General features: G+C 39.5%; 14 protein-coding genes. 4 read left to right on the forward strand and 10 right to left on the reverse strand.

All coding sequences use genetic code 11. The features are described 5' to 3' along the window. A complete protein-coding gene (locus tag EV200_RS08180; RefSeq protein WP_208864528.1) occupies positions 1-3,081 on the reverse strand; it encodes a SusC/RagA family TonB-linked outer membrane protein in 3,081 nt (1,026 codons plus the stop codon). A 233-nt stretch (positions 3,082-3,314) separates the two neighbouring features. Between EV200_RS08180 and EV200_RS08185 the strand changes: the two genes are divergently transcribed. Continuing rightward, entirely contained in the window at positions 3,315-4,061 is a 747-nt protein-coding gene (locus EV200_RS08185; protein ID WP_132531008.1) for a DeoR/GlpR family DNA-binding transcription regulator, read from the forward strand. A gap of 37 nt (positions 4,062-4,098) precedes the next feature. On the opposite strand, the gene EV200_RS08190 is transcribed toward EV200_RS08185, so the two are convergent. The 3 genes from EV200_RS08190 to EV200_RS08200 form a co-directional block, all read right to left on the reverse strand. Further along, positions 4,099-5,397, reverse strand: a complete 1,299-nt coding sequence (locus EV200_RS08190; protein WP_132531010.1) for a RagB/SusD family nutrient uptake outer membrane protein — start codon at positions 5,395-5,397, stop codon at positions 4,099-4,101. Between the two features lie 18 nt (positions 5,398-5,415). Then, complete coding sequence (locus EV200_RS08195) at positions 5,416-8,565, reverse strand: SusC/RagA family TonB-linked outer membrane protein (protein ID WP_132531012.1); 3,150 nt, start codon at positions 8,563-8,565, stop codon at positions 5,416-5,418. Between the two features lie 284 nt (positions 8,566-8,849). Next, complete coding sequence (locus tag EV200_RS08200) at positions 8,850-10,046, reverse strand: anhydro-N-acetylmuramic acid kinase (protein WP_132531014.1); 1,197 nt, start codon at positions 10,044-10,046, stop codon at positions 8,850-8,852. 155 nt (positions 10,047-10,201) lie between these two features. On the opposite strand from EV200_RS08200, the gene nagB reads away from it, so the two are divergent. Together nagB and uxuA are read left to right on the forward strand one after the other, a co-directional pair. Beyond that, complete coding sequence (gene nagB, locus EV200_RS08205) at positions 10,202-12,127, forward strand: glucosamine-6-phosphate deaminase (protein WP_132531016.1); 1,926 nt, start codon at positions 10,202-10,204, stop codon at positions 12,125-12,127. A 325-nt stretch (positions 12,128-12,452) separates the two neighbouring features. After that, positions 12,453-13,622, forward strand: coding sequence for a mannonate dehydratase (gene uxuA, locus EV200_RS08210; RefSeq protein WP_132531018.1), 1,170 nt, complete (start codon positions 12,453-12,455; stop codon positions 13,620-13,622). Positions 13,623-13,624: 2 nt separating this feature from the next. Here the strand turns inward: uxuA and EV200_RS08215 are convergent, their stop codons facing one another. The 6 genes from EV200_RS08215 to EV200_RS08240 form a co-directional block, all read right to left on the reverse strand. Continuing rightward, positions 13,625-14,647 (reverse strand): LacI family DNA-binding transcriptional regulator, encoded by a 1,023-nt coding sequence (locus tag EV200_RS08215; RefSeq protein ID WP_132531020.1) that lies wholly within the window; start codon positions 14,645-14,647, stop codon positions 13,625-13,627. A 73-nt stretch (positions 14,648-14,720) separates the two neighbouring features. Continuing rightward, positions 14,721-15,881: an acyltransferase family protein gene (locus EV200_RS08220; RefSeq protein ID WP_132531022.1), complete on the reverse strand. Its 1,161-nt coding sequence runs from the start codon at positions 15,879-15,881 to the stop codon at positions 14,721-14,723. Between the two features lie 263 nt (positions 15,882-16,144). Then, positions 16,145-17,248 (reverse strand): glycoside hydrolase family 43 protein, encoded by a 1,104-nt coding sequence (locus EV200_RS08225; RefSeq protein ID WP_229676807.1) that lies wholly within the window; start codon positions 17,246-17,248, stop codon positions 16,145-16,147. A gap of 31 nt (positions 17,249-17,279) precedes the next feature. Continuing rightward, positions 17,280-20,141: a glycosyl hydrolase 115 family protein gene (locus tag EV200_RS08230; protein ID WP_132531024.1), complete on the reverse strand. Its 2,862-nt coding sequence runs from the start codon at positions 20,139-20,141 to the stop codon at positions 17,280-17,282. A gap of 4 nt (positions 20,142-20,145) precedes the next feature. After that, positions 20,146-21,261 carry an endo-1,4-beta-xylanase gene (locus EV200_RS08235; protein WP_229676808.1) on the reverse strand — a complete coding sequence of 372 codons (1,116 nt, stop codon included), beginning with the start codon at positions 21,259-21,261 and terminating at the stop codon, positions 20,146-20,148. 232 nt (positions 21,262-21,493) lie between these two features. After that, positions 21,494-23,038, reverse strand: coding sequence for a glycoside hydrolase family 10 protein (locus EV200_RS08240; RefSeq protein ID WP_132531026.1), 1,545 nt, complete (start codon positions 23,036-23,038; stop codon positions 21,494-21,496). A 199-nt stretch (positions 23,039-23,237) separates the two neighbouring features. Here EV200_RS08240 and EV200_RS08245 point away from each other — a divergent pair, with 199 nt between their 5' ends. Continuing rightward, positions 23,238-24,140 carry a coiled-coil domain-containing protein gene (locus EV200_RS08245; RefSeq protein WP_132531028.1) on the forward strand — a complete coding sequence of 301 codons (903 nt, stop codon included), beginning with the start codon at positions 23,238-23,240 and terminating at the stop codon, positions 24,138-24,140. Positions 24,141-24,143: the final 3 nt, after the last annotated feature.

Genomic DNA, 24,143 nt, shown 5'->3' on the forward strand with positions numbered 1-24,143 from the left:
TTAAAAACCAACTCTTAAACCAAAGTTATAACCCCGTGGTTGCCCAAAAGATCCGAAGTCAATTCCTGTTCCTCCTAATCCGCCAGCGGCAGCACTCAAACCATTCACCTGTGGATCTACACCTTTATAGTTTGTAATCAATAATAAATCTGTTCCTGTAAAAAACACACTTGCGCTTTTGAATACATTGCTCTTCGCAAATACACTTTTCGGTAAATTATAAGATAAGGTGATATCCTTTAACCTGATCCAGTTTACATCCTCTTGCAAGAAATCCCTGGTGTTGTAAAACGTAGAATAATAAGATGTGGTAATGTAAGGCGTAACGAGGATATTGTTTTTAGTTGGATTACTACTGTTTTCCAAGCCGTCTTTTAGTACTCCAGTAATCACACGCGGAACTTCACGGTCTAGTGTTAAGGTTGACATTCCTCTGGAATACAAGTAAAATTCGGTCGCATTGTAGATATCGCCACCTTTTCTCATATCTAGTAAGAAGGATAAATTGAAATTTTTGTAAGTGAAGCTATTGGTTAAACCCACAGAAATATCTGGAGCTCTATCGCCAATAGGTGTAAAGTTAGTTCCTTTAATGGGCATCCCATTTTGAGGGTTAATCAATACGTCGCCAGCATTATTCCTTAAGTAATCTATCCCTGCGAATGCAGAAAGTGATTGACCGACGGTATACTGCGCCCTTACATTATCATACAACCAACTATCAGATACATAAAACACATCCTGACCTGCTGGCAGTTCCAGAATATTTCCACGGTCTCTGGCAAAATTGGCTGAAATATCCCAGCTAAAGTTTGTCGTTTTAACTGGATTTCCTTTCACCAATAATTCAAAACCACGTTTGCGAATTTTTCCACTATTGATATAACCTAAAACAGCTCCTGTTGCATAACTCAACCTTGGTGCCGTAATTTGCTTATTTGAAACGGTGTTATAGTAAGAGAAATCGAATGATAAACGGTTATTGAAGAACCCGAGCTCTAAACCACCTTCAGCCATGGTGCTAAATTCGGCTTCCAAATCTGGGTTTCCCGCAGTCACATCAGTAGCAAAACCACCACCCGTTGTGGTTTGCGCAACCAATTTCGTTTTGGTAACGTAAGCATTTCTGGCATCTTTACCTGACTGACCGTATGAAGCCCTTAACTTACCAAACGATAACCAGCCTAATTTTTTAAGTGGAGCAAGGTCTGAAAACACAAAACTTAATGAACTTGCCGGATAAAAGAAACTATAGTTTTTAATGGGTAATGTAGAAGAAAAATCTTGTCTTCCTGTTAGTGTTAAATACAATAAGTCATCATAGCCTAACTCTGCAACAGCCAATGCGCCAACTTTTCGCTTTAATTCATCAGCATAAGCTACGCGTTGCGTAGTTGGATCAGTGTTGTTCATGCTATAGAAGTCTTGCTGGTAGAATCTTGTTCCAAACTGTGCATTGGTTTGGTAAGAAGCATCTGTTAAATCTCCACCAATGCGGAACACTGGTTTAAACTTTCCAAAATCCTTTTTAATGGTAGCAATTAAGGTTGCATTGTATAATCGCTCATTGGTATTATAAGTGTTTATACCCCCACCTAGGTAGGTTGTGCTCGTCTTATTGGCCTCGTAAGATTGCGGATGATAGGCGGAGAGCCCTTGTCCTGCATTAATATCAGCACCTCCACGTGCTGTAATGCTTAACCACTTTGTGGGCACATAATCCATTCCAAAGTTAGCAAGCATCCTATTACTTTTTTCCCAGTTTGGGTTCTTTTCAACGGCCCAATAAGGGTTGTCAAGTTCGGCGCTTAAACTTCCGGTAATGGTTCTTCTATCTCCGGTAGCCGTTAAATAATTTCTCATATCATCAACCAACGGCCATGTTAACGAACTTAACATCGGACTACTTGCGCCTTTATAGGTTTTGTTGGTTTTAGAATTGATAAAGTTGATTGACCCATTCATTTTCAACTTATCACTAATGGTGGATGTAACGCTCAATTTTCCATTCAATGTGTTAAAATCCGTTCCTGGTACAACACCCGTTTGGTTGGTATAACCCAATGACGTTCTAACAGAAAGTTTTTCGCTCCCTCCTTCTATGGAGGCATTGTGTTTTTGTGTGAAACCGGTTTTATAGAAGTTCCCTACATTATCATAAATGGTTCTGTTGCCTGGAATTTTAGCACCGAAATAAGTTCTGGTCCGCACTTCATCATCAAAAAAACCACCAGCACCACCGCCGTATACAGATTGAACATCTGGAAAGCGGTAAGCGGTTTCTACTCTGAATGAGTTATTATAAGTGACTCTCGCCGTACCTGATTTGGCTTTTTTAGTGGTAATGACTACCGCTCCTGAGGCACCCTGTGTGCCATAAAGTGCCGCAGCTTCCGGGCCTTTTAAAATGGTAATGGTCTCAATCTCTTCCGGATTAATATCCATGGCACGGTTACCATAATCATTCTGGCGGTTGAAAGTTCCTTGTCCAACCAGGTTATATTCGCTGAACGTACGGTTTGAAATTGGTAAACCATCAATTACGAATAATGGCTGATTATCTCCATCCAGCGAAACCCCACCGCGAATAATCATGGTAGCCGAAGCACCTGGCGTACCATTTGTAGGCGTAATGGTTGCACCTGCAACTCTACCCTGTAAGGCATTCAGAAAGTTATCACGCTGGGTTTGGGCTACCTCACCACCTTTAATGGTTTGCGTGGAGTAGCCTAAAGATCGAGAAGACCTTTCAATACCCTGAGCTGTCACAATCACATCGTCCAGATTGCTCGCATCAGCTGCGAGCACGATATTAATTGTTGTGTTGTTACCTGCTGTTTTTTCCTGCGTCCTGAAACCGATGTAGGTAAATTGAAGCACATCTGTTTTTAATGCTTTAATCGTATAATTTCCGTCGCCATTGGTTTGCGCTACGGTTGTGGTTCCTTTAATGCGAATGGAAACCCCGGGGATTGGGCCATCTGTAGAGGAGACCTTACCCGTGATGGTAATTTGTTGTGCAATGGCGTGTGCCAGCAACAAAAAAGTACCCATAAAAGTGAGTAGTAGTTTTTTTTTCATAAACTGCCTGGTTTGAAATGAAATGTTTAGTTGATATAGTTGTTTGCCAATATTTTCAAAACACGCATAATCACGCATATTTTTCCAATATTTAGCTAATATCATAAATGTTTTTCATTTAAAAAACAAATAGTCAAGATTTTAACATTCTTATCCCAATATATTATTGCAATAAAACGCAAAAACACGCAATACAAATAAATCCTATATTTACTTTCGAAAAACACCCCAGTATGCTTAAAAAAGAACGCCACGATTTTATTATGCGCCAGATCAATTTACACAACCGTGTACTTACTTCCGATTTGGTTCAACTACTTACTGTATCTGAAGATACCATCAGAAGAGACTTACAGGAGCTCGCAGATGAGGGTTTACTTTTTAAAGTTCATGGTGGTGCATTATCTAAATCTTACCACAGTTCTTTCGATGACAGTACGGTTTATGCCAGGGATAGTAAAATTATCATTGCCAAAAAGGCAACCAATTTAATTACAGACGGAATGGTGGTTTTAACCGGAGGTGGTACCACAATTTTAGAGTTTGTAAAACAATTGCCTAAAAACATTGAAGCTACATTCTTTACCATTAGCCCCTTAGTGGCTGTTGAACTGGCCAAATACAATAATATCGAGGTGATATTGATTGGCGGTTTATTCTCTAAAAATTCTCAGGTTACTTATGGCGGACAGGTGATTACCCAGCTTGCTGAACTTAAAGCAGATTTATGCCTGATGGGTACCAGCGCCATCCATCCGGAGCAAGGGCTTACCGATACTTACTGGGAAATTAATCAATTAAAAAAAGCAATGTTAGCGGCCTCAAAAAAAACTGCGGTATTGTGTATTTCAGAGAAACTTGATATTGCACTGCGATTAAGGGTTTGCCCGATTGGAAGCATCAGCTATCTCATTACAGAACTTGATCAGGATCATGAGTCATTAACCGGATACCGGGACAAGGAGGTTAATATTTTATAGAAATGGGGCTTCGAAGATTCTGAGCCCCATTTGTTTTTTAAAAACCAGGATCAGCAGGGGTATTGGTATTATTATCTCTTTCCTGAAAAGGGTAAGGGAAAAAGTTACGTTTCCGGCTTGCAACTGGTTGGTTAAACCTTCGCATATCTTCAATTTTTAAACCTGAAGCATATAATTCAATAGAACGGTGTTTATAAATTAAATCCAGCAATTGTTGTTGGGTATATGGCCCGGTTAATGCCGGTAATGCAGCTGCTACGCCGAACGGATCGCTGGTTTTGGTTACGACCTTGTTTAACTCCGCTAATGCATTAGTTAAATCTGGCTGCCTTGTCAATACTTCAGCTTTAATCAACATAATTTCTCCTGGCAAATAAACCGGAAATGGCGTTGAAGTAGTTGTAGCAAAACCGCCCATTCGAATGGTTGCCGTTGGAGTACCCGCGAAGAAAGTATAAAATGGTATTCTCTTATCTACTACATCAGGAACGTTGGTGCCCGTTAATCCAAGATTAATATTTATTGGCTGAAAAACATTATTGGAAGAAATAACGGTAAATAAAACATTTGGCGAAGTCGCATCAAATGCAAAAGATGATGTTTTGGTTAGATCTACCAAATTTGCTTCTGTTAAAGCCAAAGGGTAATTCCCAGCAAACAGGGCATATCTTGCTTTCAAGGCGTGCAAAGTATTCACAATGTTAATGGTTGGCGGAATATTACTGTTAAAACTTGATGAAATTGGGTTTGCAGCAATCACGGTTAGCGCATTATCCAATACAGCAATTGCCTTTGCGAAACCTGCCGCTCTGACAATAAAGGGCACGTTTTTACCAGTTCCATCCGGGATTCTTTCCCAGTACTGCGAGAGGTTTCCAATCGCCATAGCCTTAAAAATGCTCGAATATGCAATCAAGCCGGATGCATAACCCTTATCTCCAAGGTTACCCGCATTCGCAATCACTAAGTCGGCATCATAAATAATCTTATTAGCGCTTGTCCACAGGTTAAATAGAATGGTATTCGTACCATCAACGGCTGCTCCGCCTGTACTTAACTGCAACTCGGGTATATTCCCTGAATTGAGCAAAGAAAACTCATTGGTGATAAAACCGTTCGCAGCAACAGAATTAAACATCACTCCGGTTCTGTTTAACGTGTAAACCCTTTGCAAACCAATTGCTACAGCAGTTAAACCTTGCTGGCTAGTTAAGGCAACGTCTGTTTTTGCCCTGGATGGATCCTGATATTCTTTAGTGCAGGAGGCTAAACAGAATGCCCAGGCAATAGCAATACAGGTGATATATTTTGAAGTGGTATTTCTTAAACTTTTCATAAATTTTTCCTTTATCGATTAAAATTTAACTTGTAAACCTAAACTAAAGGTTCTTGGAATCGGAACCGATCCAAAATCGATGTTCCTTAAAATGGTAGACTGACCGCCTGAATTCACTTCTGGATCGTAACCTTTGTAATTATCCCACGAGATCAGGTTTCTGCCACTCAGGGTAACGGTCAGATCACGCAGGTATTTAATTTTTCCTACATTATAACTTAAAGAAATCTCTCTTAACTTCACAAAAGAGCCATCATCAATCCGCCACTCTTCTATCGCATAAACGCCAGCGACATAACCTCTCGGCAGCTGACCTAGTTGTTCTGCTTCAGCAACTTTTCCACTACCCACTCCCTGGCGTGTTCTCCAGTCGGCATTCCAAACATCACCACCCTGAACAGCATCTAACTGTACATGAAGGTTAAATTTTTTATAGGAGAAATCATTCACAAATGAAGCGGTATAATCTGGATTCGGGTTACCCAATACTTTACGCAAGGTTGTTCCGGTAGGTAAACCATCTGCGCCACGCTGTGGTGTAAAGGTGGTTGCCGAATTCTGAACTCCACGCTCTAGCTGCGGAATTCCAGCTGCATTGGTTAACAAACTGCCATCGGGATTCCGGGCAAAGAAAGTTCCATAAAATACCCCTATTGCTTCACCATCAATAATGGCTACTGGCGCACCAGGGTTCGTTGCAAACAACCTCAAACCACCTACATTAAGCGCCTGATTTCTATTTCTGTTGAAAACCACAGTGGTATTCCAGCTAAAGTCTTTTGATTTTATCGGCGTTCCATTCAAAACCAGTTCAATTCCCTTATTTCTCAGCGATCCGATGTTATCCAGAAAACTAGAAAATCCGGTAGAAGGTGCGGTAACACTGGCAATTAATAAATCACTTACCTTCTTATTGTACCAGTTAAACTGCAAGCCTAACCTGTTTTTAAAGAATGATAAATCTGTACCCAGCTCCAGTTCACGCTGGCGTTCTGGCTTAACATTTTCGTTAGCCAAAGTTGCACTCGAAAATAAGGATGCCCGAGCTAAGAAAGACTGTGTTGAATAAGCATTAATCCTGTCGTAAGCACCAATCCCTGTTAAATTGCCAGATTCTCCATAAGCAGCCCTGATTTTAAAGGTATCCCACCATGATGAAACACCGAGGTTTTTCCAGTAATCAGCAGATGACAACACATAACTTGCATTGCCTTTAAAATAGGTTTGTGTCCGGTTATCAGCACCGAATACGGTCGATTGATCCACACGAACAGCGCCGGTTAAGAAAAAGTGGTCTTTATATTTAAAAGTCTGCTGTAAATATCCTCCGGTTACCGAAAGCTGTGTTCTGCCATCTACACTAGGCAGTTGGGTAGCCGCAGCATTAACGGTTTCAATCAGCGGAGCCAAACCACGACCATTTACCAATTGATATCGCGTTTGTTCATACTGAAAAGAGTACCCTAACTGTGTGGTAGAAGCAATTTTATCACTGATTTTTGCCTGATAAGTCGCATTGATATCATTATTAAACTGAAATGCATTGTTACTGGCCGCACTGGCATAACCATTTAGTGTTCCATCCAGTGTTGCGCCACCACCATAAAAATCGGGGTTTACATTATAAGCAAACGGCGGAATATAAGTGGATCCATTAGAACCGGAATTATCTACACCAACCAAGAAGTTTAAAGTCAGATTTTTTACCGGATTAAGTTTCAGATTAGCGCTAGAAATGATTCTGTTGGTTTCCTGGCGTTGCTTAATATCCTCAATTACGGAAACCGGATTCACCCGGCCACGCTCTCCAACCGCCAGCAGATTACCATTGGCATCTCTCGCAAAAATATCATGGAAGTTGCCAATAATGGTTACGGAGTTCATCGGTGAAAAAAATGAGTTACCATCTGGTTTCTCATTGGCGGCACTCCTGATGTAATTCATACCTACACTTAAAGATGCCCAATCGGTAATCTTTTGATCTACGTTTGCCCGCAGATTATACCGGCTAAAATCTGTATTTTTAATAATGCCTTGATTGGTAAAATAACTTGCTGAAGTATAAAACTTGGTATTGTCTGTTCCTCCGCTGATGGAAACCGTGTTATCGGTGCCGTATCCGGTTTGGAAAATATAATCCTGATAGTTGTATCTCGTAACTGGCGTGGTATTGGTTAATAAGGCTGCGGTAGTAGCCGGAGGAGTTACCGCAGTTTGAATCACATCTTGTGTAAATGAATTCACTGAACCACCAAATTTAACCGGCGACTGATTCACCTCAATCTGTTTCCGCAATTCACTTACGGTTAGGCTGGTGTTAAAAGTAACCTGCGCCTTGCCGCTGGCACCTCTTTTGGTAAAAATCTGAATCACACCTGAGTTGGCCCTTGAGCCGTAAATAGCGGCTGCGGCAGCACCGTTTAAAACTTCAATACGATCAATATCTGCCGGATTAATATCGACCATCCGATTTTGACCTATGCTTCCCACTACGTTTCCACCATCATAATTTGATGAAGTATTGGTCACTCTGGTGGTGGAATTATTTACGATTACACCATCAATGATATACAGTGGTTCTGAAGATGAGTTCACAGAACTAATTCCCCTTAACCTTACCGACATGCCGCCAGCAGGGTCTCCAGAATTCTGACTGATTTGTGCACCTGCAGCTTTCCCTTGTAAAGAAGATAGCACATTACCACTTGGTGCTTTATTTAAATCATCACCCTTTACGGTGCTTACATAACTACCTAGTTCTTTTCTGGTTGTTCCGGCAGATGTTCCTGTTACAATTACCTCATCAAGGCCAACAGCATCGCCGCTTAAAACACCATTTAACGCTACAGTTGTATTTTCCCCAAGTGAAACGGCTTGTACAGAAGATTTATAGCCAACAAAAGAGAAGGATAGCTGATAACTTCCAGGCGCCAGGTCTACTGAAAAAGTATAGGCTCCGCTTCCGTTTGTACTCGTGGCCAGATTTGTATTTTGTATTTTAACCACCACCCCGGGAATGGGTGTATTATTAGCCCCATCAGTTACTTTTCCGCTAATGGTATACCGTTTACTTTGGGCATGAGCCTGCACTGTAAATAAGAGCAGGAGAAATGGGATCATCAATGTCATAAATAACTTTGATAACCATTGAAGGTAAATTTTTTCCATAAAATTAGGTTAGGATTAGGATTTTAAACAAATTTAGTAAAATCACTTATAACGCCAATTTTTATTCTTTTTGATGTAGCCTATACGAAATATTAATGCAAAAAAAAATGGAAATCCCTCTCTATGAAAGGAAGTGATTGATGTTATTTTGTGTTGTGCTTCTTATTAAAGAGAGGGAATAAAGGTTAGTGGTTTAAGCTATAGTTTAAACACTTTGTTTTTTTTGCTCCCAGCCCCCTCTCTTTCAGGAGAGGGGATAAAGGGGAGAGGTCCTTTTTCCTCTCCTATTCCGGCAAGCTGATTTTACCCATGCATACCGAAGGGATTCCTTTTCTATTTCCAAAATCAATTGGTGCGCCACATAGTGTTTCATTGGCCAAAACAGCAAACAACACAGCTTCCTTTGCATCAGGGTTGATGTTTAAATCATGGGTAGTTACGAAGCTGGATTGCGGCAACAATTCCTTTAGTAAGCTCACCAATAAAGGATTATGCATCCCACCGCCACTCATAAAAACACGTACTTTTGATTCCTTGCCGAAGCATCTTTGAATGGCATTAGCAATGATTTGTGCAGAGAAATGACACAAAGTAGCCATTACATCTTCTTTTTTAAGATCTGCTGTACCCGAAACTTTTTGTGCAGCATCGAGATAATTCAGATTAAACAACTCCGGGCCAGTAGTTTTAGGAAAATCTGCAGCAAAAAAATCATGATCAATCAAGGCAGATAATAAATCCAGGTTTAAATTTCCTGATAAACCTATGGCAGCATTTTGATCATAGAACTGATTAAAATGTTGTTGCATAAACTGATCCATTAAAGTATTGCCCGGCCCCACGTCAGTAGAAAAAATTTCATCTGCATTCAAGCTTGCCGGGAGGTATGTAAAATTGGCAATGCCTCCAATATTTAGCATGATGCGGTCCTCTCCCGCTTTTGAAAAAATCAAATAATCGCCATATACTGCCAAAGGAGCACCCTCACCACCTGCGGCTAAATGCTTCTGGCGGAAATCAGATAAGGTGATGATCCCTGTTTTCACTGCAACATGGTCGCCATCACCTATCTGTAGTGTTCCATTTGGATAATCTTCCATTTGATGCAACGATTTTGGTGCGTGGAAAATCGTTTGTCCATGGCTGGCAATGAAATCAATCTGCTCATTTTGATAACCCCATTCTTTCAGAGCTTCATTAATTAATTGCGCATGGGTATCGGCAATCAACTCATTCATCAGGCAAACCAATTGCAAATCCACCTCTTTTTTAGAAAAGACAGCCTTTATTTTTGTCCGGAAATCTGCTGTAAAATCTCCGGTTTTAAATTCCAGCACCTCAATATCTGTATTAGCACCGCTCCCCTTAACCTTGCACAGTGCAATATCCAAACCATCCATAGAAGTTCCGCTCATTAAACCTATAATCAACCGTTCGGATTTATTTGCTCTTAAATAGAGGTTTTGGATTTGCTTATTCATTGTCTTGATCGATTTTTAAAAATTGTTGAAGGTTGTTTCTGTACACCAGGCACTTTTCTCCTCCATTTAAACAATAAAAGTAAATAACCTTTATTAAAAACTGCATATAACTCGCTATCTTTACTGCTCCGTACATTAAAAACCATACAAAAAAAATGGCTAGATTAAATCTACTGGAGGAGACACGTTTCGAGAAACTACCCGTAAGCGTGTTCGAAAATCCAAAAATTGCTTCGATTAATGTGGCGCACCGAATCGCCAATCTCATTAAATCCAAACAAGCAAGCAACACACCTGCAGTACTGGGCTTAGCAACAGGTGTTACCCCAATTGCAGTTTATGCCGAACTGGTAAGACTGCATAAAGAAGAGGGTTTAAGTTTTAAAAATGTGATTACTTTTAACCTGGATGAATACTATCCAATGGCGCCAACGGCAGCCCAAAGTTATGTCACCTTTATGAACGACAATCTTTTCGATCACATTGACATCGACAAGAACAATGTTCATATCCCTGATGGTACACTGGCACTGGAAGATATTCCGGCTTTTTGCCTTGATTACGAGAAGAAAATTGGTGATTTGGGTGGATTGGATATTCAGATTTTGGGAATTGGCCGTACAGGCCACATTGGATTTAATGAACCTGGATCGGCACCAAATTCTGGTACACGATTAGTAACCTTGGATGATTTAACACGTAGAGATGCTGCCCGTGATTTCGGCGGAAAAACTTTTGTGCCTACCAAAGCCATTACCATGGGTATTGGCACCATCTTCAAAGCTAGAGAAATTATCTTAATGGCCTGGAGCCGTAAAAAAGCATCCATCATCAAAAAAGCAGTAGAAGGAGAAATCTCTGGTGAAGTTCCGGCAACGTACCTACAATTATCTGATCATGTTGAGTTTATCCTGGATACACCTGCTGCTTCAGAACTGACCCGTTTTGATACGCCTTGGTTGGTTAAAGATTGCGTATGGACTGATGCGCTCATTCGTAAGGCTGTAATCTGGTTAGCCAATAGCTTAGGGAAACCGGTATTGAAGCTAACAGAAGATGATTACAACAATAACGGGATGGCACAACTGGCTACTGAAAAAGGACCGGTTTACAACATCAACATTCATATCTTCAATAAATTACAACATACAATTACAGGCTGGCCAGGTGGAAAGCCTAACGCCGATGATTCTCAACGTCCGGAAAGAGCTGAACCAGCTAAAAAACGGGTAATTATATTTTCGCCGCATCCTGATGATGATGTAATTTCTATGGGCGGTACTTTCATCCGTTTAGTTGATCAGAAACATGATGTGCATGTGGCTTATCAGACCTCTGGAAATACCGCTGTTTGGGATGATGATGCCTTGCGTTTTGTAGAATTTAATGTAGATTTTACAGAGAAAATGGGCATGGATAATACTCACCTGAAAGAACTTTATCATAAAATGAGAACTTTCATTGAAGATAAGCAACCTAACCAGGTAGATACACCGGAAATTCAAACGGTAAAAGGATTGATCAGAAAAGGTGAGGCGATTGCAGGTGCAAGATATTGTGGCTTGGAAGATGATCACATTCACTTTCAGGCACTTCCTTTTTATGAAAGCGGAAAAAACCAGAAAAACCCGGTTACAGATGCCGATATAGATTTAACTATTGAGCTGTTACAAAAAGTAAAACCCCAGCAAGTTTTTGCTGCCGGCGATTTTGAAGATCCACACGGAACGCATATTGTGTGTTTCAATATTATCCTTGCCGCTTTAACCCGCCTCCGTAAAACGGAAGACTGGGCTAAAGATTGCTGGTTATGGATGTATCGTGGTGCATGGCATGAATTTGAAACCCATGAAATTGAAATGGCTGTACCAATTTCTCCTCAGGAACTGGAGCGCAAAAGGAATGCAATTTTCAAGCACCAAAGTCAGAAAGACAGGGCTGTTTTTCCCGGAGATGATTCAAGGGAATTCTGGCAACGGGCAGAAGACCGAAATCGTGAAACGGCTAAAGCCTATGATGAACTTGGGCTGGCAGAATACGAGGCAATGGAAGCTTTCGTAAGATGGAAGTTTCAAGATTAATAAATTAAGATTTAAATCCCCACCTTGAAAAATGTGGGGATTTTTTTGTTTAATCAACTTGCGAAGTCTCAAAGGCCAATAGCCCAGCAAGACTTCGACAGTTTAAACGAAAAACCCTGAAAGACTGACGAAGTTTTTCCATCACTAAATCCCACCGAAACTTAGTAAGTCGGATCAACCTAAATAAATTTAGCTTGATTCACCGTTGTTAACCAATATTTTAAATAACTTTAAGTTTTATCTGTTTGATAAATTTCCAAAAGCTTTCATCAAACAGACTACAACGAGGCTGATTGCATTAAACCAAAAACAAGACTATATAAAAATGAAAATGATTGAAACCATGCGTTGGTATGGACCAGATGACATTGTGACTTTAACAGACATCAAACAGGCTGGCTGCAGCGGGGTAGTTACCGCACTTCATCACATCCCTGTAGGTGAAATATGGACTGTAGAAGAAATTCAAAAAAGAAAAGCAGACATTGAGAAGACGGGTATGATTTGGAGTGTTGTAGAAAGCTTACCTGTACATGAAGACATTAAAAAAAGAGCTGGTGCCTATCAAACCTGGATAGAAAATTATAAAATAAGTCTGGCAAATCTTGCATCCTGCGGAATAAAAGTGATTACCTATAATTTTATGCCCGTGTTAGATTGGATGCGTACCAATCTGAAATACGAAACTGAAAGTGGTGCGCTGGCTTTAAGATTTGAAAAATCGGCGTTTATCGCGTTTGATTTATTTCTGCTGAAAAGACCAAATGCAGCTGCCGATTATACGGAAGATGAAATAACAAAAGCAACCCATTATTTCGAAAAGTTAACTGATACACAAAAGAATGAACTAACTGGAAATTGTTTACAGGGCCTACCGGGTAGCAAAGATCACTTCACTCCTGAGCAAGTCTTGGCATTATTGGATGGCTTTAAAGGAATTACTTCTGATATTTTAAAACAAAATCTGGTACATTTTCTGAAAGAGATTACGCCTATCACAGACGAACATGATATGCAGATGGCCATCCATCCCGATGATCCTCCTTATCCTATCTTAGGATTGCCAAGAATCATGAGCACAGAAAAGGATGCGCAATATATTATCGATCAGGTACCTGCTAAATCAAATGGTCTTTGTTTCTGTAGTGGTTCATTCGGAGCCAGACCAGATAATGATCTTCCGGGAATGATTAAAAGATTAGGTTCAAGAATTCACTTCCTGCACTTAAGAAGTACACAAAGAGATGAGGAAGGAAACTTTTACGAAGCCAATCACCTGGAGGGCAACGCCGATATGTTTTCGGTGGTCAGTGAAGCAGTAAAGCTAATGCATGCAGAAAACAGAACCATCCCTATGCGTCCGGATCATGGTCATCAGATGCTTGATGATCTCAGCAAAAATCCTTTTCCGGGTTATTCTGCTATCGGAAGGTTAAAGGGGCTTGCCGAAATCAGGGGTTTGGAAATGGGTATCAGAAAAAGTTTATTTAATTAAAATCAGGAAGGCAATTTAGCACTAGATTGCCTTTCTACTACTGTTGGATTTAACACAATGTGCTCAGTATTATGATAGGGATTTTCCTGACTGATCATCTTTAGAAACATTTTTGCACATTCTTTTCCCATTTGTGAGGCATGTTGATCAATCGTAGATAAGTTTGGCGTAATATAGGCTGAAAATGCCTCGTTGGCAAAGCCGATTACCCCAACATCCGGCGGCATTTGATTTATTTCCTTTAATTTCTTGATTACACCCAATGCCGTAAAATCGTCTCCGGCTACAATGGCATCCGGTTTATTTTGAAGTCTCATTAATTTTCCGGCACCAAATCGGCCATCTTTAATTGATAATCCGCCAAAGTGAATGTATTCTTCTAAAACAGGCAGATGATTATCTTGTAAGGCGGCCTTATAACCCTTAAGCCTATCATTGAAAATTTTGATCTGATGAATGGTGGTAATGAATGCAATGTTACGGTATCCCTGATCAATTAAGTGTTGAGTAGCCATATAACCTGCCTTAAAATCATCAAGCGTGATGGTTGGCACAGCCAGCTCTTCGTTAACCCGATCAAAAAGGATAAGTGGTTTATTTTGCTTTATGATCTCCTGAAAATGTGATACATCCTGTGTTTCTAAAGATAATGAAGCCATAATGCCATCTACCTGAGCTTCTAGCAAAGTTTTTACACCATTAATTTCATTCTCAACTGATTCATTTGATTGATAAATAATTACGCGATAACCACTATCCTTCAACCCATCTTCAATGCAATGAATAATAGATGCAAAAAAATGAGCTTGAACACTGGGGACAATCACCCCTATGATGTGCGTTTTACCCGATTTAAGTGCTGAGGCCAATCTATTCGGACTATAGTTCAGCTTTTCGGCCATTTCAACCACTGCTTTACGGGTTGCCTCACTTATTGCCGGAAAACCACTTAAAGCTCTCGAAACAGTTGAAACCGTAATATTCAGTGCTTTAGCAATATCGTATATGGTTGTTTTTTTACTCAATTTTAGATGTAATGATGGCCGTACTTTTCTTTGTTTTTTTATATTTCAACCGATTGTTTGGCCAATTTAACAATTAAACCTTAATGATGATATTCTTTTTGTACATGAAATACAAGAGTACATAGAAACCAAGCACATAAGTGATGGCCCAAAGTAAAGATGCGTTTATGGGAGAAAAGAAGGGTGTATAGAATGTGGTATAAACTTTTTCAAGTAAAGCCGATTTTGTACCATCTGCATTAGAAAGTTTAATCAGGTTTAAAACGCGTGGCATCAGCCCTGCCAGAAAAAAAACAGTGATGGCATTTACCCCGTAAACCACAAAAGGTGTGGTTATTCTCTTATAATCCTGAACATCAATAAGCCAGTAACAAAGTGCAAGTCCGATAGATGCCAAACCGCCAGCATACAATACATAAGAACTCGTCCACAAGGCTTTATTGATGGGAAACTGCAAATCCCAAAGTAAACCCAAAACAACAGCAGCCACACCTGAAGTAAACAACCAGGCTACTTTTGTAGGTTGATCTACTTCTTTTTTACGCAGCCACACGCCTACCAGAACGCCAAATAAACAAGTCGCTATAGCGGGTAATGTACTCAATACACCTTCGGGATCCCAGGTTTTTGATGATGCCCAGGTATGTGCTTCCGTTAAAATCCCTCTATCTATCCATGCGGCCAGATTGGTCTCTTTCTCAAGATTTGCATAACCTATTCCAGGCACAGGCACGAAAGTCATAAGTGCCCAGTAAATGGCTAAAATGGCGATGAATAGTTTAAATATTCCTTTGTTGGAAATGCGAAGAAAAATGATGCTGCTGATCACAAATACAATTCCTATACGCTGCAGAACCCCTAACAATCTCACCGTTTGAAATGCTTCAAGTAGGCTTTTGCCATCAATAATGACCGCCATTATCTTGCCGAAGATGGCCAGAAAAAATCCTAATAAATAGAGTGTAATCCCTCTCTTAATGGCTTTGATGATTGTTTTCTGATGTGTAGATGGATCTGCTTTACTACTGCTCATGGCAAATGCGATCGAGACACCAACAATCCATAGGAAAAATGGAAAAATTAAATCTGTTGGTGTACAGCCATTCCATTCAGCGTGTTCTAAAGGCGCATAGATATGGCCCCAACTGCCTGGATTATTCACTAAGATCATTGCGGCGACAGTTAATCCTCTAAAGAAATCGAGAGAAAGCAGGCGTTGTTTAGGCTCGGTCATGATTTAGCATTGGGTTTAAAAACCCAATTTAAAGCTTTGCTTTTATATCGCGAAATAAATTGACCATCAAGCTAAAAGTTTTAAAAGGCTATAACGTAATGGCAAACTTCATCAGTCTAAAAAGTAAAATCTAATCATCCATAAAACTTGCGAAGTCTTTCCAGTACAAATCCTTCAAGACTTCGCAAGTTGAAAATTCAACCTACGAAGCTTAAAGGGATAGAGCGCAATCTGAAATTTTGTTAGTCTCAGGGTTTACCGAATTATTTCTTCATCGGCTCAATTAAAGCAATTGTTCCATCAGCATTATGGGTCAACTCCGTAACTTTTACATTCCTCAGGTGAGTTTTGTCAGAAAGCTGGGTATCATGATAAAAGATATACCATTTGCCTTTTACTTCAATGATAGAGTGATGGGTTGTCCAGCCCTGTACTGGATTCATAAATGTACCCTGATACTTAAATGGCCCATAAGGACTATCTCCAATTGCAGAAGCTAAAAAGTGTGTATCGCCGGTAGAATAGGTAAAATAGTATTTGCCATTATATTTATGCATCCATGCGCCCTCAAAGAAACGTCTGTCGTGGTCTTTTGTCAATAAGGGTTTACCATTCTGATCTAAAATAACCACATCTTTTACTGCACCATCAAACGTTAACATGTCTTTGCTCAGCTTTGCAACTTTAGCTGTTAATGCAGGTTCATTTTCTTTTTGAGAATCTGTTTTTGAACCATTTGCATCATACTTACCATTGTTCCAACGTTGTAATTGACCACCCCAGATGCCCCCAAAGTACATGTATGTAGAGCCATCTGCATCTGTAAATACGGCCGGATCAATACTATAACTTCCTTCTATTGGCTTTGGTTCTGCTTTAAATGGACCAGCAGGATCTTTAGCTGTAGCCACACCAATCCGGAACACATCTTGTTTATCCTTTACCGGAAAATATAAATAGTAGGTTCCATTTTTAAATGCCGCATCGGGTGCCCAGAGTTGGCGCCCGGCCCATGGAATATCTTTTACACTTAAAGCTACGCCATGATCATTAACCTTTCCGTTAATACTATCCATACTCAAGATATGGTAATCATTCATTGCAAAATGATCTCCGTTGTCATTTTCGGGTATACCAGCATCAATATCATGAGATGGATAAATGTATATCTTTCCATTAAAAACATGAGCAGATGGATCTGCTGTATATATTTCACTAATTAAGGGCTGTGAAAGATACTTCGACTTTTTACTGGTATCAGCCGTTTCAGCAGTGCTTGTTTTTTTGGCATTTTGCTGGCAAGAACTGGTTACAGCAAGTGCCACAATTAAAGCCAGGCCAGATACTTTTTTAATGTTTTTCATCATCTTTAAAATTTATAAATGGTTACGATTTATTTTATTTACTTACAAAAGTTTCTGGTGGGCCAAGAAAACTAGGTTTCAATCCGCCAAGGTCCAGCACCAATTTTTGTAATACTACTCCTGGCGTAATCATCCAATATTTGAGGATATGTTTACCACTATTTTCGAATTTCAGTGCTGTTTTAAAGATTTTAATATTATCTGCAACAGATTTCCTCCAGGCACCATCTGTTTGATAAGCCGTACTGATATTGACGATAACTGGTGGTTGATCATCAATAGAAACGGCAAATTTTAATCCATCACTATTGGTAAAATCAATGGTTGGTGAGATATAGGTATTCAGATTAAATGTACCCGGAGTATTTAAATCAATATCATATTCCAAATGTGGCGTATTTACATCCAGGTTTTGAACTGCTGAAGTAACAGGAACCGGAAGCACTCCACCAGTTGTCTTTCCGTAGTTTGGAATGGTTTTCCAAAATACTGGTCGGTTGTTTATCGCCCTGCTGTAATTTGGTGCCTCAATAGAAATATAACCATTGCTGGCTACGAAAGTATTATTTTGCTGATCGGTAGATTTTGAACGATCTAATAGTAAAGGAACCAATAGTTTTGTGCCGTCACTCCCGGAAACCTGGAGATTAGTGTTTATTTTTCCCTTTGGAGCATTGTCCCAATCGATTCTGATCCAGATTCTCATTTCATCATTTAATATTCCTTTCGCCGTACTTAATTTAACATAAGCAGGAGCTTTAATCTGATAGTTTATGGCACCATTACCCTTATTAAATAATTCAATATAATGTGATGGATTGCTATCAACATCAAAAATTGGAAGCGCAACCTTTACTTTTTCATTGCTGACCCATGAAGAATCACTTCCTTCTATAGCCAAACCCATTTGGGCCTTTGCTTGTGCTGAGCCGGAAGCCTGAATTATGGTTTTTGGGATGGCGTTCTTTTCAGGTTGCTGCCAGTAAGTATAGCCTATATGGGTTTGATCCATCATATGATCCCACTTACCATTGGCCATAGTTTTATTATAATATTGCGTAATCTCTTCATCACGTTTATACAATTCGGCAACCTTATCAGCCATTGCATTTGTTGCGAAACGACCTTGTTTGGCATAAAGTTTATTCTTGGCTACATGATAATAAAGATCATAAAGGTTGGCACTGGCTTCTACCGGATGCATTACCAATTGATAGAAAGCATCTTTTTGATCTGTAGGGATATTGTTATAAATGAATCTGGCTTTTTGTTCCAGTTTTCTGTAATCGGCAACTACATTTTCAAATTCGTTGTAATTGGTTAAACTGTAAGTACGGTCATTCAGCAACTCTGGCTTAACCCGCCCATTGTATTTGCTATATTGATCAAGTATTTCAGCTATTTCCACGGCATAGGTTGCACCAAATTGTTTCTCAGACCAATTGATGGTATATTGTTTTAGCTGCTCTGCAGGAATAGCATCCGGGGCCCAGGCATAATCCAGGAAGAATGAAATGGGAAATTCCATTGGTTTCAGGTCACCCACATTTACAATCCAGATCTGATTGGCATTGTATTCATAAGCGAGATTCATCTGCTCCCAGATTTTTTGAATAGGATTGGTATTAATCCACTTGTAATTTCTCGGATCGCCTACATAATCGAAGTGATAATAAATGCCATAACCTCCTTTTCTTGGTGCTTCATTTAGCTTTGGAAGTTTTCTGATATTGCTCCAGTTGTCATCGCAAAGCAGCAAAGTAACATCATCCGGCACCCGCATACCTTTATCATAATATGCTTGTACCTCTTTGTAAAGCGCCCATAGTTGAGGAGTTTCTGAGGCTGGTTTTTTCGTTACCTTTTCAATGATTTCACGCTGGTCTTTCACAATCTTTTCCAGCAAGGCTGTAGCCGTTCCCTCCGTCATTGGTTCATCTCCATCACCGCGCATGCCAACCGTAATGATTTGCTCTTTATCTGCAACACGTTTTAAACCACTTTCCCAAAAAGCCCTCAATTGCTCGGGATTCTGATCATAATTCCATTTGCCACCTTTATATCTTTTCCATTCATCATGCGCCCGGGCCAATGGTTCATGGTGAGAAGTTCCAATTACAACACCATATTCATCAGCCAAAACCGGATTCATTGGATCATCATCATTAAAAGCACTTCCCCACATGGCTGGCCACAGGTAATTGCCTTTTAAACGAAGAATCAATTCAAACACTTTACTATAAAACTTACTGTTAAATCCACCAAATTCCTTTTTACTCCAACCCGAAAGTGCCGGTGCTTCATCATTTAGAAAAATACCGCGATATTTTATCGCCGGGGAAGCAATGAGGTGTCTGCCGGAAGTGGCAAAAAGCACTTCGCTTTTTTTAACGGGTACATCTGCCCAGTAATACCATGGCGAAACACCAATTTGACTGGACAGCTCGTATATGCCGTAAATGGTTCCACGTTTATCGCTACCTGCAATTACCAGTGCTGAATCTATCCCAGGTATCGGATTTTTGACTACTTCTATTAAGGTACTTTCCCACTTACCTGCAACGCCAGCCACATTAATTTTACCTGCCCTGATTAATTGATCTATGATGGCGCTATTCCCTATCGTACCAATAATAATTGCAGTGCCCGCCGTTTTATCCCTAAGAAAAGTTGGTTTTAAACCGGTAACCTTTTCTACATCAGTCTGAAGATCAGTAGCTGCCCTTACTACACCAGGCCACTCATTTCCACTCACTAAGATAGCAGACACAACTCGTTTGTTGGCCAAAGCAAAACTTCCTTTAACGTAGCCTTTTGATATGAATGGATCCGCTCCCGCAGCCACACCAATGGTTGTTAAACCCAACATTACCATTACCAGGATTAGTTTCTTCATATCATTATTTTTTAAAATTGATGACTTCCCAGTAAGCCTTTTTAGGTTGAAGATGGTGATCAAAAAGCAATGGGTAATTTTTTCTTCCTGCTACGGGGTAATTATCCAGCCAGGAATAGCGATCGGAGATATTCCAGAAAGTGACATTGGTAATCACATTTTTATATGCTCGAAAAACTTTAAAAACCATAGCATATTTTTCCATTTGCGCTTTTTCCAATTCAGGCGTAAATGCATCTGATTCGCCTGGTTTTCGGGCACGTTTGATCTTCTCCCAGGGATAAATGGAAATATCCAGCTCGGTAAACTGAATTTTTAAACCTAGTGATGAATAGCGCTCTATTGCGGATCGAAGTTCAGCTTCTGTAGGTTCTACCACAGACCAGTGAGCCTGCAAGCCTACACCATCAATTGGTACACCTTTATCTTTTAGGCTTTTTAGAAGTTTATAAATCTGTTCCCACTTTTCAGGTCTTTCCGTATTATAATCGTTGTAAAACAGCTTCACATCCGGATCTGCCTCATGTGCATATTCAAATGCCTTTGAAATAAAATCTTCACCGCAGATCTGGTACCATTTAGAATTTCTTAAGTATCCGTTTGGATCATCATCAACAGCTTCATTAACTACATCCCATGCATAGATTTTTCCTTTATACCGGCTCACTACTGCAGTAATGTGTGTTTTTAATCGTTGTAGCAATACCGCTTTGGTTACCTGTTTACCTTCGTTATCTTTGAAAAACCAATCAGGTGTTTGCTCATGCCAGCATAAATTATGACCCCTAACCTTTATGCCGTTCTTTTGTGCAAAACTAACGATGGAATCGGCATCCTTCCAATAGAAAAGACCCTCTTTAGGCTGAATGGAAGCCATTTTCATGGCATTTTCTGCAGTAATGCTATTAAATTGTTTTTTGATCAATTGAGCCTCATCTCCCTGCAGATTCCTTACGGCTACGGCTACACCAATCGGGAAATATTTTTGATAGTAATCTTTTAATCCCTTTGCTTTGGGATTCATGGCGTGCTGCGCATTGCTTGAATGAATATAAATCATCAATGCAAAACAAATCCATAACGACCTGGTCAATCTTAACAACTTTGGGGCACTGCTCATTTCTATTTGGTTAATCAGACAAATCTTACAAAATCAGGTTAAGGATTCTCCTGTTCAATTGATTCTGTTATATATTCTATCCTATTTAGAGGAACTAAAGTAGAACTAATTTTATAAATCTGCAATCGGTTGCATAAAAATTTTACAATTCATCTGGTTTGCTTATAAATTCATAAAAGAGCGGGATCATTAAACAAAAAATCCCGCTCGTGAAAGCAGGATTTTGTTATTCTTATTCTTTAGCCAGCGGAACTTCTACACCAATTGGACCGCTTGGCTCACTTTCGTTTTTAAGCCGATCCAGGGCTGTGACCAGATAACTGTATCGCTTGCCATTTTCTATATTAGTATCAATAAAAGACACATAATCTTCAAAACTAATTCTGATGATATTTTTTGGATCAAGTATGGAAATTTTTTCCCCTTCAGAGAAACGATAAATCACATAACCGGATGCTGTTTCTCCATCTTTCGCCTTTAAAGGTTTCTCCCACTTTAAATGCACACCATCTTTTAACGCATCGGCTGATAATTGCTGTGGTTGATTGGGTGGCACTTCATCCAGCCAGGGCATTTGTGGCGGCAAAGCCTGATATTTATAATAATTATTTTTAAGTGAGTCGGCAACAGATCTTGCCACTGTGCTTAATGATTTGGAGCTGAAATACACACTGCCCTGAATACGGTTGTTTTCCCTTAAATATCGGATTTGATTTGGGATTTCTGCAGGATTACGCCAGGCCAGCTCAGCACGTGAATTCACCAGATATGCAGCCTGCCCGATATAAACATGTCGGCCATAGCTATTATTACTCCACCAATCTACCAAGGTACCAAATGGCGCAACTCTCCTGGTAAAAGAGAAGTATATCTGCGGATTGATATAATCTACCCATCCTTCTTTCACCCATTTTCGGCTATCAGCAAATAACTCTGCGTAATTGGATAGGCCGCTGGTAGCCGAACCTTCCGGATCTTCGTTTTTATTTCTCCAGATTCCAAAAGGGCTGACTCCAAATTTCACCCATTTTTTGTAGTGGTGAATACTGTCATCAAGTTCTTTAATTAACAGATTAACATTATTTCTTCGCCAGTCTCTGATATCAGTAAAGTCTTCCTTATATTTATTGAATGTGTCCGAATCATTAATGGTTTGTCCTTCAAGTTTATAAGGATAAAAATAATCATCAAAGTGGATGCCATCCACATCATATTCCTTAACTACATCTAAAATAACCTGAACTATATATTCTCTGACGTCGGGTATACCCGGATCAAACTGCTTTTTACCACCATAAGTAAAAAACCATTCAGGGTGTTTTCTAAAAGCATGATTTTCACTAAAAACAGTACTGCTGCTCATACTGGCCCGATAAGGATTAAACCATGCATGCAATTCCATTCCTCTGCTGTGAGATTCTTTAATGGCAAAAGCTAAAGGATCATATCCTGGAGCAGGTGCTAAGCCTTGTCTCCCCATTAACCACTGGCTCCAGGGTTCGCGAGATTTGGCATAGAAAGCATCACCCGCCGGCCTCACTTGCAAAAGAATGGCATTCATACCTTGCGCTTTATGACGTTCAAGAATTCCAATCAACTCCTGTTTTTGTTGATCAACGGTTAAACCTGGTCTTGATGGCCAATCGATATTCGTTACTGTAGCTACCCAAACGCCCCTAAACTCTCTTTTTGGTGCAATTTTTGTTGATGGTTGAGCATTTGATATATATGGTAGTATAAGTACAATTAAAAGTGCGTATAGAAAGTTTTTAAGCATTATTCTGTCTTGTTTATTATTCGGGATGTTTATTTGTGCGTGTAATACAAATGAATGTTAGCAATTAAACGATTTTTTTTAAAAACTCTTATAAATTTTATTATTAATTCTATTTTGCGCCTTGCTAAATTAATTGTATCCCCAAATACCTATGGGACAACAAAAGTATATTAATTTGAGAAGATACAGCATTATTTAAATGGAACCACAAAAGATTAATAAGGGAGATAGGAATAAAATTTACTTTCTGATCATAGTTATAGCCGCACTTGTTGGAACAAACGCTTACTTATTTTTTAAAGACAAACAACAAAGCAAAAAGTTTGTAACCGTAAGTACAGAAAAAGATAAGCTTCGTTTAGAAGTAGAAAAAATAGAGGTAGAACTGGATAAAGTAAATGCACTAAATCTTAATTTGAATGATAAACTTGTTGAGGAGCAGAAACTGGCCAGAGCAAAAATTGAAGAACTGAAGATTGCCCTGGAAAAGGGGGAGCTTACACAAGCAGAGTTAGATAAGGCCAATAAACAGATTAGTGATCTTAAGGTTTTTGTAAAGAATTATAACGATCAGATTATTCAGCTCCAGAAAGACAACATTTTTCTTAAAAATAGCCGTGACAGCTTAGAAAACACGTTAAAAAACATGAGCAGTAAGGCTTCGAGCCTTGAGGATGAAAATGCAAACCTCAATGCTAAGGTTAAAACCGCAGCTTCATTAAAACTCCAAAATGCTGAAATTGTTGCTTTTAGAACAAAATCAAGTGGCAAAAAAATTCAGGTGACTAAATCATCCTCTGCAGAAAAATTAAGTGTTCGCTTTAATATCATTCCAAACGATCTCGCCGAAAAAGGCCACCACAATATATACTTAAGGGTATTTGACCCAGCCGGGAATTTACTTGCTGATGATGACGATCGTTTTGAAGCTGATGGCCAGGAAATGCAATTCAGCCATTCTATCTATATTGATTACAATAACGACAATAGTTCTTATGTGATCGACTGGAAAAATCCAAAATCATTTATGAAAGGTATTTACACTATTATTTTATACACCAATGGAAGCACATTGGGTAAAGCTCAGATTGAATTAAAATAATCT

This window comes from Pedobacter psychrotolerans (genome assembly GCF_004340665.1).
GTDB lineage: Bacteria > Bacteroidota > Bacteroidia > Sphingobacteriales > Sphingobacteriaceae > Pedobacter > Pedobacter psychrotolerans.

Coding starts and splice junctions, on each gene's coding strand:
- EV200_RS08245 (WP_132531028.1), top strand. CDS start 23,238: ATGGAACCACAAAAGATTAATAAGGGAGATAGGAATAAAATTTACTTT.
- EV200_RS08225 (WP_229676807.1), bottom strand. CDS start 17,248: ATGATGAAAAACATTAAAAAAGTATCTGGCCTGGCTTTAATTGTGGCA.
- EV200_RS08240 (WP_132531026.1), bottom strand. CDS start 23,038: ATGCTTAAAAACTTTCTATACGCACTTTTAATTGTACTTATACTACCA.
- EV200_RS08180 (WP_208864528.1), bottom strand. CDS start 3,081: ATGAAAAAAAAACTACTACTCACTTTTATGGGTACTTTTTTGTTGCTG.
- EV200_RS08235 (WP_229676808.1), bottom strand. CDS start 21,261: ATGAGCAGTGCCCCAAAGTTGTTAAGATTGACCAGGTCGTTATGGATT.
- EV200_RS08190 (WP_132531010.1), bottom strand. CDS start 5,397: ATGAAAAGTTTAAGAAATACCACTTCAAAATATATCACCTGTATTGCT.
- EV200_RS08185 (WP_132531008.1), top strand. CDS start 3,315: ATGCTTAAAAAAGAACGCCACGATTTTATTATGCGCCAGATCAATTTA.
- nagB (WP_132531016.1), top strand. CDS start 10,202: ATGGCTAGATTAAATCTACTGGAGGAGACACGTTTCGAGAAACTACCC.
- EV200_RS08220 (WP_132531022.1), bottom strand. CDS start 15,881: ATGACCGAGCCTAAACAACGCCTGCTTTCTCTCGATTTCTTTAGAGGA.
- EV200_RS08200 (WP_132531014.1), bottom strand. CDS start 10,046: ATGAATAAGCAAATCCAAAACCTCTATTTAAGAGCAAATAAATCCGAA.
- uxuA (WP_132531018.1), top strand. CDS start 12,453: ATGAAAATGATTGAAACCATGCGTTGGTATGGACCAGATGACATTGTG.
- EV200_RS08195 (WP_132531012.1), bottom strand. CDS start 8,565: ATGGAAAAAATTTACCTTCAATGGTTATCAAAGTTATTTATGACATTG.
- EV200_RS08230 (WP_132531024.1), bottom strand. CDS start 20,141: ATGAAGAAACTAATCCTGGTAATGGTAATGTTGGGTTTAACAACCATT.